The organism is Gemmobacter megaterium, from assembly GCF_900156815.1.
Lineage (GTDB): Bacteria > Pseudomonadota > Alphaproteobacteria > Rhodobacterales > Rhodobacteraceae > Wagnerdoeblera > Wagnerdoeblera megaterium.
The window spans coordinates 1-13621 of sequence record NZ_FTOT01000023.1 but is presented as its reverse complement, the minus strand read 5'-3'; the positions used below and the strand labels follow the sequence as shown (position 1 = coordinate 13621).

The following is a 13621-nucleotide window of genomic DNA, read 5'->3' as shown; positions in this document are numbered from 1 at the left end:
GTCCTGTAGGTCGGGGGTGTAGGTCTGCTCATGTATCCCAGCTACCACGCTGGATTCATGAGATGAATCCCACACGGGATTTGTGCAACAGAGCCCCGGTTATGCCAGCGTTGTTGACGAGCACGTCGATGTCGGGAAATCGCTCTGCTACGGCATCCCAATCTGCCTCAGATGCCACATCAAGGCGGGCGAAGGTTGCACCGATCTTATCGGCCATGGATTGCCCGGTCTTGGCGTCAACGTCGGTCAGTATGACGTCAGCTCCTTCAGCGCGGAAGGCGCTTGCGATGGCCGCGCCAATACCTCGGGCACCCCCTGTTACGAGGGCCGTCTTATTCTGTAGTCTGGCCATAAAAGCTCCGTGAGATTTGAATTCGATGGAGTCCAAGCGTCGAAGGCTCAGAGCACATTGCCGCCCGATAGGCAGATAACCGGATTACCGGAGGCGAGTATCCATTGACGTTCACTCCTCTACGAGAGGTGTCAAAGTAGAAAACGACATCATGACGGTCAAGCACACATATCCGTCATTCGTGGAACGTGCGGCATCTGACAAACTGGGCTCTTTGTGTTGATCGACCGACAGCGCCGCCACCTCATCCAGCCAAGATTTCTGTCCGGTAGCTGACGCACCGCCACCCGGAAGCGACGCACCGCCACAACCTGCCGCCGAAAGCGTCGAACTAAGGCCGAAAGAGCAATCGGAGTTGAACGGGATCTGGATGTTTCAGGGATTCAAATGGTGCCCAGAGCCGGAATCGAACCAGCGACACGCGGATTTTCAATCCGCTGCTCTACCAACTGAGCTATCTGGGCACTATCGAACAGGTCCGCCTGCTCGTGGAGGCTTCATTACCCGACGGACTTGGGGCTGTCCAGAGGGGGCGGAAAAAATAATCCGTCGCGGAGGACGATGCCTTTTGCCTCCGGCATATGCTTGGTTCGGAAGCGTTTCTTGCGCTGAAACGGCCCCGCCCCGGATCCCCGCAGCCGAAGTATCGCGGGGCGGGCGCCACCTGACGCCGCCTCTGGCCAGAAGGGTCTGCCGGAAACGGGCGGGATCCACCGACGCAGGCCCCGCGTGTGTCGGCACGGCACCTGCACCGGGCGATCCGGCGCGGGGCCACGGCCGGCGCAGGGCGCTTTGCCCCGGTGCACCAAATATGTCGCGCGGGCCACTCGCCCTTTGTAATCGTCCCGACGGCATGATAGGCGCGCGCTCCGACGGCAAGTGAATGGCGCGCGCATGTATCGGCTGGACGAGGAAAAGCCCCAGGATTTTCACGAGGTCGAGGCCCTGTACGACCTGTGCTTTGCGCCCGGGCGCACGGCCTTGTCGTCATACCGGCTGCGCGACGGTGTGCCCAAGGTGGCGGGCCTGTCGCTTGTGTTGCGCGACGACATGAACATCCTTGCGGCGGTGATACGGTATTGGCCGGTGAAGGTCGGCGGTCACCCGACCTTGCTGTTGGGCCCCGTGGCCGTGCACCCCACCCGGCAAGGCGAGGGCCTGGGCGCCCTGTTGATCCGCGAGAGCCTGGCAGAAGCACGGCGGCAGGGGTGGGAGCGGGTGCTGCTTGTCGGGGATTATCCCTACTACCGTCGTTTCGGCTTTGAAAAGCGCGAGGGGGTGGAAATGCCCCCGCCCACCAACCCGGACCGGGTTCTGGGCCTCTCGCTGCGCCCTGGCGCATGGGATGAGGTGACAGGCGCCGTCACCAGGTTCACCGCATCTGCCGATTGAAACCCGCATCCGGGCGCCCCATTTCAAGCGCATGACCCTGCCAGTCCCCGCCGCCGCCTTTCCCGATGCCGAAATCGCCGCCCTGGCGGCGCGTCACGCGCGCGCGGGCCGCGGCGCCATGGCCCTGCTGAACAAGTTGGGCGGCAAGGTCGAGCATCAGTTGGACGCGCTTCCCCAAGCCGTGCAGGACCGGATCCTGGCGCTGACCCGTTCGGCGCTGGAGCGGTCCTACGGCCTTGCGGCAAGCAGCGGACAACTGGGGCGGATCGGAGGCGGCGGGCACTTGGCGCTGGCCGGACTGTCGGGGGCTGCGGGTGGTTTGGGCGGCCTGCCCTCGGCGCTGGCAGAATTGCCGGTCACGGTGACGGTGATCCTGCGTGCCATCCAGGAGGTCGCACGGGACCATGGCTTCGACCCTGCGGACGAGGCCGTGCGGCGGGAGACGCTGCGGGTCTTTGCAGCAGGTGGCCCGACCGAGGCGGACGATGGGGTGAACACCTCGTTCATCGGCGCGCGGCTGACCCTGACCGGCCCCACGGTGCAGAAGATGATCGCAGCGGTGGCGCCCAAGCTGGCCGCCGCCCTGGGCAAGAAACTGGCCGCGCAGGCGGTGCCGGTGCTGGGCGCCGTGGCAGGCGCGGGCCTGAATCTGGCCTTTGTGCGGTATTACCGCGAGGTCGCACATATCCGCTTTGGCCTGTTGCGGCTGGCGCAGCAGCACGACCCGGAGCGGGTGTCGCGCGCCTTTGCGCGCGCGGTGAAGGCGGCCCCGGTCCTGCGGGGGTAGCACCCGCCGCGCTGCGGCGAATGCGGGCCATGGACAATACCTGCGCGCGCGCCCATGGTCGCGGCCGACCGCCCCGGAGCCGCCATGACCGCCATCGCCCCGCCTGCAACCCGCCCCCTGACAGCCGCCCTGTGGATGCTGGGCTCGATCTTTTCCTTCCTGGCCATGGGGATTGCCGGGCGGGAGCTGAAAGGCGCGCTGGATGTGTTCGAGATCATGACCTGGCGGTCGGTGATCGGGCTGGTGATCGTGGTGGCCGTGGCGCGGGCGACCGGCGCGCGGCGGTTGCTGGCGACTGATCAGCTCCACTGGCACGCACTGCGCAACACGGTGCATTTCGCGGGACAGGGGCTGTGGTTCTGGGCGCTGATGGTCATTCCGCTGGCACAATTGTTCGCGCTGGAATTCACCTCGCCCATCTGGGTGATGCTGATGGCCCCGCTGCTGCTGGGAGAGCGGCTGACGCGCGTGCGCGCCCTGGCGGCCGCCTTGGGGTTTGCCGGGGTGCTGATCGTCGCGCGCCCGGATTTCGGCCATATGGATCCAGGCGTGGCGGCGGCCCTTGGGGCTGCGGTCTGCTTTGCGTGCAACATCATCCTGACCAAACGGTTGACCGGCAAGGCCACGATCCTGTCGATCCTGTTCTGGCAGACAGCCATGCAATCGGTTTTCGGGCTGATCTGCGCGGGGTGGGATGGACAGGTCGCCGTACCGGGACCGGCAGAATTGCCGTGGATCGCGATTGTCGGTGTCGGCGGGCTGGTCGCACATTTCAGCCTGACCAAGGCGCTGTCGCTGGCACCGGCAGGATTCGTGATTCCGATCGACTTTGCGCGCCTGCCCCTGGCGGCGGTGCTGGGATTCGTGCTGTATGCCGAGGCGCTGGAAATCGCGGTGGTGGTCGGCGGGGCGCTGATCTTTCTTGGCAATATCATAAACATCCGTTACGGGGCGCGGTAAGGCATCGCCTGTCCTGACCCGGCCTGCGGACCGTGGGTTTGCGCCCCGCCCCCGCAGGAAATCCGGATCAGCGCGACGGGGTGGTGACAGGCTTGGGCTTCGGCGGTGGTGCGATGCGGTTTCTTCCCCTGATCTATCCGACGGCGGCCGACTGGCTCGCCTGCCGGCAGAAGCGGGTGCTCTTGTTCGGCATGTCGGGCCTGGGCAAGACCCATGTCGCCTCGATGCTGCGCGGGGCGGGAGACTGGTTCCACTATTCGGTCGATTACCGGATCGGAACCCGCTACATGGGCGAGCTGATCGCCGACAATTTCAAGCGCGAAGCGATGAAGGTGCCGCTGTTGCGGGAATTGCTGATGTCGGATTCGGTCTGCATCAGTTCCAACATCACCTTTGACAACCTTGCGCCACTGTCCACCTATCTGGGCAAGCCTGGGGATGCGGATCAGGGCGGGCTGCCCATAGCGGACTACCGCAAACGGCAAGAGCAGCATAGGGTCGCAGAAGTGTCCGCCCTGCTGGACACGCCCCATTTCATCGAGCGGGCGCGGCAGATCTATGACTACCCGCATTTCGTCTGCGATTCCGGCGGGTCGATCTGCGAGGTGGTGACGCCCGAGAACCCGGAGGATCCGGTGATGGCCTCGCTGGCGCGCAACCTGCTGCTGGTCTGGATCGAGGGCTCCGAGGCACATACGGCAGAGCTGGTGCGCCGGTTCGACCGCGCTCCGAAGCCGATGTATTATCAGCCCGAGTTCCTGGCCGCGGCCTGGGACAGCTATCTGGCCGAAACCGGGGCGACCGAAGCCACGGTGAACCCGGATGCCTTTGTGCGCTGGACCTATGCGCGGGCGCTTGCGCATCGTCAGCCGCGCTATGCCGCGATGGCCCGGCATTGGGGGGTGAAGGTCCGGGCCGACGATATTGCGCGCGTGACCGATGTCGCCGGGTTCGAGGCGCTGATCGCCGATGCGCTGGAGCGTGGCTAGCGACAGGCCGCCTGCGCCTGACCGATGGCCCTGCCCGCGCCCATCAGCGGAAGCCGCATCAGCACCTGACCTGCGGAGTTTTCCAGTTCGGCATGATGGCCCCGGACCAGCGCCGTGATCAGCGGGGCATCGGCGGCAAAGCCCGCATGGAAGGCGCCATTCGCCCCGGCGAAATCGGCGGTGAAGATCATGCCATCGACACGGATCACCAGGGTGGCCGCCGGCCCGGCGGGGCCGCCCAGCACAAGGCCCGATGGCCCGCGCCCCGGCGTGCAGACCCAGGACAACTGATAGCCGGTCACAGGGTCGCGGAACCCTGCCCAGGCGCCGCGCCCGTCTGCGGTGCGGCCGCTGGCCCATGCGGACCGCTCGGCCGGCTCGCTGCACAATCGCGCGACACAGGCCTGATACTGGGCCGATGCCGCGCCTGGCGAATTGGCCAGGCAGCGCCAGACGCATCGCTGGGTTTCCATGGGATCGTCCTGCGCGATGGCCGGCCCTGCGGCCAGAACCATCAACGAGGCAAGTGCGGGCACAATCCGGGCAAGGCGCATGGGGGAACTCCCTGGGTGTCGGGACAGGCTGCGAGCGAGAGGGGCCGCTGTCAAGCCGCGAGGGCTTGATCGCGGGGCCGCATCGGCTTAGGTGCCGAAGGTGAAAGGAACCCCATCATGCCGATCAGATTGCCCGAAACCCTGCCCGCCTACGAGATCCTCGACCACGAGGGTGTCATGGTCATGGGCGAGGGGCGCGCAGCGCGGCAGGATATCCGGCCCTTGCGCATCGGCCTGCTGAATCTGATGCCGATGAAGATCACCACAGAAACGCAGTTTGCACGGCTGATCGGCGCCACGCCGCTTCAGATCGACCTGTCGCTGATCCGCATGAGCGAGCATCAGTCGCGCCATACCGCGCCCGAGCATATGGAAACCTTCTACCGCACCTTTGCAGAGGTGGAGGCCGCAGGCGAACGTTTCGACGGGCTGATCATCACCGGCGCACCGATCGAACATCTGGACTTCGAGGATGTCACCTATTGGGATGAACTGACCCGTGTCTTTGCCTGGACCCAGACCCATGTGCATTCCACATTCGGCGTCTGCTGGGGCGGCATGGCAATGGCCTGGCATTTCTACGGCCTGCCCAAATACATGCTGGACCGCAAGGCCTTTGGCTGTTTCCGTCAGCGGGTTCTGGCGCCGACGTCGCCCTATCTGCGCGGGTTTTCGGATGATGTGCTGATCCCGGTCAGCCGCTGGACCGAGATGCGGCAGGCGGATCTGGCACGTGTGGACGGGCTGCGCACGCTGATCGGATCGGACGAGGTGGGGCCCTGTCTGGTCGAGGATCCGGCACACCGGGCGCTGTGGATATTCAACCATTTCGAATATGACAGCGAGACGCTGAAGAAGGAATACGACCGCGACATCGCCAATGGCACGCCCATCAACGTTCCGCTGAACTACTACCCCGAGAACGACCCTGCCCGCGTGCCGTTGAACCGCTGGCGCAGCCATGCGCATCTGCTCTATGGCAACTGGATCAACGAGATCTACCAGAGTACGCCCTACGATCTGGCCGATATCGGCAAGGGGCAGGCAGGCTGAGCGCCGCAGGCTCCGGGCGTGCGGCATCCCGCCCGGTTCGGCGGCACTCCATGTCACACCCATGTGGCGCGGGGCGGTCGGGTCGGGTTTCCGCCTTGCGCGCCGACAGGCGATGGCATAGGAGACGCGCGGTTCGCGCTGGCAGAAGGATGGGCCAATGCCGCTTCTGGTGATGAAATTCGGGGGCACTTCGGTGGCCGATCTCGACCGCATAGCGAATGCGGCCAAGAAGGTGCAGAAGGAAGTCGACCGCGGCTATGACGTGATCGTCATCGTGTCGGCGATGTCGGGCAAGACCAACGAACTGGTCAAATGGGTCAGCGACACATCCACCTTCTACGACGCCCGCGAATATGACGCCGTCGTCGCCAGCGGCGAGAATGTGACGGCCGGACTTCTGGCGCTGCGTTTGCAGGAAATGGATATCCCCGCGCGCAGTTGGCAAGGCTGGCAGGTGCCGATCCTGACCACAAGCCAGCATGGTGCCGCCCGCTTTGTCGATATTCCGCGCGACAACATCGACCAGAAATTCGCCGAAGGCATGAAGGTTGCCGTCATCGCGGGCTTTCAGGGCGTGTCCCCCGAAGGCCGCATCACGACGCTGGGCCGGGGTGGCAGCGATACCACCGCCGTCGCCTTTGCCGCCGCCTTTGGCGCGGAACGCTGCGATATCTACACCGATGTGGACGGCGTCTACACCACCGACCCGCGCATCGCCAAGAAGGCCCGCAAGCTGGACAAGATCAGCTACGAAGAGATGCTTGAACTGGCGTCTCTGGGTGCCAAGGTGCTTCAGACCCGCTCGGTCGAGCTGGCGATGCGCTACAAGGTGCGGCTGCGGGTGGTCTCTTCCTTCGAGGAGATCGACGAGACGTCTGGAACCCTGGTCTGCGACGAGGATGAAATCATGGAATCGAAAGCCGTTGCCGGTATCGCCTATTCGCGCGAAGAGGCCAAGATCACCCTGTTCACCATCGAGGATCGTCCCGGCATCGCCGCCGCGATCTTTGGCCCGCTGGCCGATGCCGGGGTGAACGTGGACATGATCGTCCAGAACATCAGCGAAAAGGACTATGACGACGATCACCCCGGCGCGGTGACCGACATGACCTTTTCCTGCCCCATCGACCAGGTGGCACGCGCCAAGAAGGCGATGGAGGACGCGCGCGCCCAGGGCCTGATCAACTATGACGAGCTGATCATTGATGACGATGTCGCCAAGGTTTCGGTCGTCGGGATCGGAATGCGGTCCCATGCGGGTGTCGCGGCAACAATGTTCAAGGCGCTCAGCCGTGAGAACGTCAACATCAAGGTCATCAGCACATCCGAAATCAAGATCTCGGTGCTGATCGACCGCAAGTACATGGAACTTGCGGTTCAGGCCCTGCATGACGCCTTTGAGCTGGAAAAGGCCTGACGCCAGCCAGTCGGCGGCCTGCCGCCCCAATCCTGCCATCGGGCGCCGGATCCTTGTGGATCCGGCGCCCGTTTCAGATAAATGCCCAACATTTTCTCCTGCGATGGAGCTTTCCCGTGTCTTCCTTCCGACCTGATCGACGCGACCTGCTAGGTGCACTGCTGGCGACCGGAGGCTTTTTCCTGCTGCCAAAGCTCGCGCAGGCGGCTGGCCCCGCGCTTGGCCCCGCGCATCCGTTTTCCTTTGAAGGCCTCAAGGAAACCGCGCGCGCGCTGGCGGCGCAACCATGGCAACCGGCCGAGATTCCCGACGCGGCGGTGCTGGATCAGATCGACTACGACCGCCACAACCAGATCCGGTTTCGCAAGGACGGGACGCTATGGCTGGATCAGGGCAACCGCCCGCCGGTGCAGCCGTTCTTTCCCGGCACCTATTTCCGCCAGCCCGTGCGCCTTCATGCCGTCGAAAACGGCATGGCCCGCGAGATGCCCTTTGACCTTGATCTGTTCGACATCCCCGAGGACAACCCCGCCCGGAACCTGACCCATACCAGCGGATTTGCCGGGTTTCGCGTGATGGATGCCAAGACCCACCTCGACTGGATGGCCTTTCTTGGCGCGTCCTACTGGCGCACATCCGGCTACAGCGGGCAATTCGGGCTGTCGGTGCGCGGTCTGGCGATGGATACGGCGATCAATGGGCCCGAGGAGTTTCCGCTGTTCACCCGGTTCTGGCTGGAGCCGGCCGACAACGGGGATCTGACCGCCTATGCCCTGATGGAAAGCCCGCGCGCGACCGGCGCCTATCGCATCGTCTCGCGCCGCGACAACGGGATCGTTCAGGATGTGACGGCCACCCTGTGGTTGCGGGGCGATGTGGAACGGCTGGGCATCGCGCCGCTGACGTCGATGTTCTGGTATGGCAAGAACAACCGCTTCACGGGGGGCGATTGGCGGCCCGAAATCCACGATTCCGACGGGCTGGAGATTCATGCCGCCAATGGCGAGCGCATCTGGCGCCCGCTGAACAACCCGCCCCACACCATGGTCAACACCTTTGCCGCACCCGACGTCAAGGGGTTCGGCCTGATGCAGCGCGAACGGGATTTCGAACACTATCAGGATGATGGTGTGTTTTACGAAAAGCGCGCCAGCGTCTGGGTCGAACCCATGGGGCATTGGGGCGATGGTACGGTCACACTGGTGGAACTGCGCACCGACGACGAGATCCACGACAATATCGTCGCCTTCTGGCAACCCGGCCCGGCGGCCAGGGCGGGCAACAGCTATGATGTCGCCTATCGGCTGAGTTGGCTGGAAGATTGCCCCGTCCCCGCCGTCGCCGCCCGCTTTACCGCGACGCGGCTTGGCATTGGTGGCGTGCCGGGCCAGCCACGGCCGCACAACGTGGTCAAGGTGGTCTGCGATCTGGAGAACCGGGGGCTGGAGGGGCTGGGCCGCGGCGACGGGGTGGAGCTTGACGTCACCGTCTCGCGCGGGGTGGTCGGCAATACCGCGGTCTATCCGGTGGTCGGAACCAACCGCTGGCGGGCCATGTTCGACATTGACTGGTCTGCCCTGCCCGAGGGCGACCTTGCCCCCATCGACATCCGCGCCCATGTCCACCACGCGGGCGCGGCGAAAAGCGAAACCTTGCTGATGCAGCTTTTCCCGTCGCAGATCCGTCGCCTGCACGATCAGCGGGCCTGAGCAGATTATCGTGATGGCAAGGGGCTTGCCAGTCCCCTGCCCCGCGTGGTTCCATGCACCAATGGCACGGAGTTTCCCGCATGGCGCGCAGCATCTTGTTCCCTTTGCTTGCGGTGATGCTTTCCGCCTGCTTTCCGGCAGGCGAACCAGCCGAGGCAAAAATGGGCACAGGACCAGCAGAAACGGCGCGGGTGCAAGAGCTGGCGCGCACACCGGATAGCCTGCGCGCCTTCCTTTCGGGCACCACCGTGAAACAGGCCGCTGCGGGTGGCACACGGATCGAGCATCTGGCAAGCGACGGGTCCAGCCATCTGTGGCAATCCGGGCAGACCGCGATCGTTCCCGGACGGTGGAGTGTTCGGCAGGCAACTGGCGGGGCGCAGGTCTGTATTCAGCGCACCGGGCAAGGGCCGGACTGCGCACCGGCCAACGACTATCTTCTGGGTCTGGGCGAGATCGTGGATGGCGACCCCCTGCGCCTGTCGCAGGGCTTGCCATTCATCCTGCCGGAAGGGGGCGATCTGAGCATCTCCTTTGCGATGATGAAGGCCGGATTTGGCCCGCTTCAGACGCCGAACAAGGCCATTGCCCCGCGATATCCCGATCTGGGTTGACCGGAAACGCCTGGACCATCGGCACCGCTTGCAACTGTGAGAACAAAACCTGCAATCAAGGATTGCGCGCCTGTCAGATGCCCTGACCTGCGCCAAATTCCGCGACCGCGACGAAATTGGCCTTTCCGCCCCCTGCCCCGGCCCCCTATAGAGGGGGAAAGCGATTTCAGGACGACCCCTATGCCCGACCGCAGCGACACCGACAGCCGCGCCCTGTTGCGGCGCCTGCGCGACACCTTGGCCTCCAAGGCAGAGGGTCAGGCCCGGCTGGACCGGATCGTGGCGCTGATTGCCGAGTCGATGCGCACCGAAGTTTGCTCGCTCTATCTGTTCCGCGATGCCGATACGCTTGAATTGTGCGGCACCATGGGCCTCAAGCAGGAATCGGTGCATCAGACCCGGATGCGGCTGGGCGAGGGGTTGGTCGGCCGCGTGGCGCGCACCGGAGTGCCCATCAACACCGGCGATGCCCCTTCGGAAAAGGGCTTCCGCTATATGCCCGAAACGGGCGAGGAGATCTTTTCCAGCTTTCTTGGCGTTCCGATCCAGCGCGTCGGGGAAAAGCTGGGCGTGCTGGTCGTGCAGTCCAAGGCCGCCCGGCAGTTTTCCGAAGACGAAGTCTACGGGCTGGAGGTTGTCGCCATGGTGCTGGCGGAAATGACCGAGCTTGGCGCCTTTACCGGCGCAGGCGAAGGAACGCGCGCCCTGCATGTGAACCCGCTGATGTTTCGCGGCGGAACCGGGCAGGAAGGCACGGCCGAAGGCCATGTCTGGCTGCACGAGGCGCGCGTCGTGATCACCAACCCGGTCGCCGACGACCCCGAACGCGAGTTGGAGCGTCTGAGGGCGGCGGTCAACCAACTGCGGGTTTCAGTTGACGATCTGCTGGCCGCGCAAAGCCTGGACAAGGACCAGAAGCAGGTTCTGGAGGCCTACCGCATGTTCGCCCAAAGCCGCGGCTGGGCCCGGCGGATGGAGGAAGACGTGGCCCGTGGCCTGTCTGCCGAGGCGGCGGTGGAAAAGGAACAATCCGCCGCGCGCGCCCGACTGGAACAGGTGCCGGACGCCTATCTGCGCGACCGCCTGCACGATCTGGACGACCTGTCCAACAGGCTGCTGCGCATTTTGACGGGCCAGGGCAATGACACGGGCGCGCAGATGCCGCCCGATCCGGTGCTGGTGGCGCGCAACATCGGGCCTGCGGAATTGCTGGAATACGGTCGCAACCTGAAAGGCGTTGTGCTGGAGGAAGGATCGGTTGCCAGCCATGCGGCCATCGTCGCGCGCGCATTGGCCATTCCGCTGGTCATCCATGCCGAACGCATCACCACCGAGGCGCTGAACGGCGACCGGATCCTGGTGGATGGCGATCAGGGTATCGTGCACCTGCGCCCGGAGGAAACGGTTGCCGCCGCCTTCCGTGACAAGATGGCGATGCAGGCCCGTGCGCAGCAGAAATACGCCGTCTTGCGCGATCTTCCGGCACAGGCACGCTGCGGAACGACCGTATCGCTGCACATGAATGCGGGCCTCATGGCCGATCTGCCCAGCCTGGAGGGATCGGGCGCCGAGGGGGTGGGACTGTTCCGCACCGAGCTGCAATTCCTCGTCCGTTCCAAGGTGCCCCGGCGCGAGGAACTGGCGGCGCTGTATTCCCGTGTGATGGATGCGGCGGGCGGGCGGCGTGTGGTGTTCCGCACGCTCGACATCGGATCGGACAAGGTTCTGCCCTACATGAAACCGCAGGACGAGCCGAACCCCGCAATGGGCTGGCGTGCAATCCGGGTGGGGCTGGAAAAGCCGGGCGTGCTGCGGATGCAGTTGCAGGCCCTGATCCGCGCAGCCAAGGGGCGGCCGCTGACCGTGATGTTCCCCTTTGTCGCCCAGGCGAGCGAATTCGTCGCCGCGCGCCGGCAACTGGATCAGGCCATGCATTACGAGGGGCAGATGGGCCGCCCGCTGCCTGCCTCTGTCGAGGTCGGCGCAATGCTGGAAACGCCCTCGCTCGCCTTTGCGTCTCGGGACTTCTTCGAGACGGTGGATTTCATTTCGATCGGCGGGAACGACCTTAAGCAATTCTTCTTTGCCGCCGACCGCGAGAATGAACGGGTGCGGCGGCGCTATGACACGCTCTCGGTCGCCTTTCTCAGCTTTCTGCGCCTTATCGTGGAACGTTGCGCCGAGGCTGGTACGCGCCTGTCGTTCTGCGGCGAAGATGCCGGGCGGCCCATCGAGGCGGTGGCCTTTGCCGCATTGGGGCTGCGCACATTGTCAATGCGGCCGGCCTCTATCGGGCCGGTCAAATCGCTGATCCGTCAGGTCGATCTGGGTGGCGCACGCGCCGTCATAGAGGCGGCGATTGAGCGTGGCGAAGACAGCGTGCGCCCCTTCCTCATGGAATATCTGCGCACGCAACGCTAGGTGCACCGGCGGCGGGTCCGTGCCCTGCCCGAGGCATCCCCGGTGTCTATAGCGGCTCTATGTCACCTTCTGCCCGCAAGGCGTGGAAATCCGCCACAAACTGCGGCAGGCGCCCTGCGGTGATCGCATCACGCAGGCCCTGCATAAGCTCTTGAAAGTAATGCAGGTTGTGCCATGTCAGCAGCATCGAGCCGATAATCTCGCCCGACCGCACGACATGGTGCAGATAGGCGCGCGAATAGTTGCGACAGGCCGGACAGGTGCAGGCCTCGTCCAGCGGGCGGGGGTCATCGGCATGGCGGGCATTGCGGATGTTGACCGAACCGCGCCGCGTCCAGCCTTGCCCGGTGCGCCCCGACCGGCTGGGCAACACGCAATCCATCATGTCGATCCCGCGCTCCACGGCGCCAACGATATCGTCGGGCTTGCCGACCCCCATCAGATAGCGAGGCTTGTCCTCGGGCAAGAACCCCGGCGCATAGTCAAGCACGCCGAACATCGCCGCCTGCCCCTCGCCCACGGCGAGCCCCCCGACGGCATAGCCGTCAAAGCCGATGGCACGCAGCGCCTGGGCGGATTCCTCGCGCAGATCGCGCGTGACACCGCCTTGCATGATGCCGAACAGGGCATGGCCGGGGCGGTCGCCAAAGGCGTCGCGCGACCGTTGCGCCCACCGCATCGAAAGCTGCATGGATTTGGCCACCTCGGCCTCTGTCGCGGGCAATGCGGGGCATTCGTCAAAGCACATCACGATGTCCGACCCCAGCAGTCGCTGAATCTCCATGCTGCGTTCGGGGGTCAGCTTGTGCCTTGATCCGTCATAGTGGCTGCGGAAGGTCACGCCCTCTTCGGTCAGTTTGCGCAAGGACGACAGGCTCATCACCTGAAACCCGCCCGAGTCGGTCAGGATCGGACGCTCCCAGTTCATGAATCGGTGCAGACCGCCCAGCCGCGCCACCCGTTCCGCCCCCGGCCGCAGCATCAGGTGGTAGGTGTTGCCCAGCAGGATATCGGCACCCGTTGCACGCACGCTGTCCGGCATCATCGCCTTGACGGTTCCCGCCGTGCCGACCGGCATGAAGGCGGGCGTGCGTATCTCGCCCCGTGGGGTCGAGATGACGCCGGTGCGGGCCATGCCACAGCTGGTGGAAATGTGAAAACGGAAGGATGGGATCATGACAGCTTCCTGCGACGAACCGTAGCCTTATAGGCGAACCAAAGCAGATGTCCAAGACCACCATCCACCGACGACGTGCGACGGAAGGTACGCCATCCCGACGGCTCTGTTGCACAAATCCCGTGTGGGATTCATCTCATGAATCCAGCGTGGTAGCTGGGATACATGAGCAGACCTACACCCCCGACCTACAGGA

Annotated in this window: 12 protein-coding genes and 1 tRNA gene; 9 read left to right on the top strand and 4 right to left on the bottom strand. The window is 64.7% G+C overall.

All coding sequences use genetic code 11. The features are described from left to right. Nucleotides 1-55 precede the first annotated feature (55 nt). Together BW970_RS19815 and BW970_RS19810 are read right to left on the bottom strand one after the other, a co-directional pair. A complete protein-coding gene (locus BW970_RS19815; protein ID WP_076534632.1) occupies nucleotides 56-352 on the bottom strand; it encodes an SDR family NAD(P)-dependent oxidoreductase in 297 nt (98 codons plus the stop codon). A 388-nt stretch (nucleotides 353-740) separates the two neighbouring features. Further along, nucleotides 741-816: transfer RNA gene (locus tag BW970_RS19810), tRNA-Phe, on the bottom strand. A 430-nt stretch (nucleotides 817-1246) separates the two neighbouring features. Here BW970_RS19810 and BW970_RS19805 point away from each other — a divergent pair. From BW970_RS19805 to BW970_RS19790, 4 genes are all read left to right on the top strand, one after another. Further along, entirely contained in the window at nucleotides 1247-1744 is a 498-nt protein-coding gene (locus tag BW970_RS19805) for a GNAT family N-acetyltransferase (protein ID WP_076534630.1), read from the top strand. A gap of 31 nt (nucleotides 1745-1775) precedes the next feature. Then, entirely contained in the window at nucleotides 1776-2531 is a 756-nt protein-coding gene (locus BW970_RS19800; protein WP_076534628.1) for an EcsC family protein, read from the top strand. Nucleotides 2532-2615: 84 nt separating this feature from the next. Continuing rightward, the gene (locus BW970_RS19795; protein ID WP_076534638.1) at nucleotides 2616-3491 is read left to right on the top strand and encodes a DMT family transporter; all 876 of its coding nucleotides are present in this window, start codon (nucleotides 2616-2618) and stop codon (nucleotides 3489-3491) included. Between the two features lie 128 nt (nucleotides 3492-3619). Beyond that, a complete protein-coding gene (locus BW970_RS19790) occupies nucleotides 3620-4480 on the top strand; it encodes an ATPase (RefSeq protein WP_076534636.1) in 861 nt (286 codons plus the stop codon). Here the strand turns inward: BW970_RS19790 and BW970_RS19785 are convergent. Further along, nucleotides 4477-5034: a hypothetical protein gene (locus BW970_RS19785; protein WP_076534626.1), complete on the bottom strand. Its 558-nt coding sequence runs from the start codon at nucleotides 5032-5034 to the stop codon at nucleotides 4477-4479. The two genes, BW970_RS19790 and BW970_RS19785, sit on opposite strands and share 4 nt — an antisense overlap. 117 nt (nucleotides 5035-5151) lie before the next feature. On the opposite strand from BW970_RS19785, the gene BW970_RS19780 reads away from it, so the two are divergent. The 5 genes from BW970_RS19780 (at nucleotide 5152) to ptsP (ending at nucleotide 12248) form a co-directional block, all read left to right on the top strand. After that, nucleotides 5152-6087 (top strand): homoserine O-succinyltransferase, encoded by a 936-nt coding sequence (locus tag BW970_RS19780; RefSeq protein ID WP_076534625.1) that lies wholly within the window; start codon nucleotides 5152-5154, stop codon nucleotides 6085-6087. Nucleotides 6088-6244: 157 nt separating this feature from the next. Further along, a complete protein-coding gene (locus BW970_RS19775) occupies nucleotides 6245-7504 on the top strand; it encodes an aspartate kinase (protein WP_076534624.1) in 1260 nt (419 codons plus the stop codon). A 116-nt stretch (nucleotides 7505-7620) separates the two neighbouring features. After that, nucleotides 7621-9213: an OpgD/OpgG family glucan biosynthesis protein gene (locus BW970_RS19770; protein ID WP_076534634.1), complete on the top strand. Its 1593-nt coding sequence runs from the start codon at nucleotides 7621-7623 to the stop codon at nucleotides 9211-9213. Between the two features lie 80 nt (nucleotides 9214-9293). Continuing rightward, nucleotides 9294-9827 carry a hypothetical protein gene (locus BW970_RS19765; protein ID WP_076534622.1) on the top strand — a complete coding sequence of 178 codons (534 nt, stop codon included), beginning with the start codon at nucleotides 9294-9296 and terminating at the stop codon, nucleotides 9825-9827. Nucleotides 9828-10007: 180 nt separating this feature from the next. Then, entirely contained in the window at nucleotides 10008-12248 is a 2241-nt protein-coding gene (gene ptsP / locus BW970_RS19760) for a phosphoenolpyruvate--protein phosphotransferase (protein WP_076534620.1), read from the top strand. Between the two features lie 46 nt (nucleotides 12249-12294). Here ptsP and tgt read toward each other — a convergent pair whose 3' ends face one another. Continuing rightward, on the bottom strand, nucleotides 12295-13425 hold the full coding sequence (gene tgt, locus BW970_RS19755; RefSeq protein ID WP_076534618.1) for a tRNA guanosine(34) transglycosylase Tgt: 1131 nt from the start codon (nucleotides 13423-13425) through the stop codon (nucleotides 12295-12297). Nucleotides 13426-13621 lie beyond the last annotated feature (196 nt).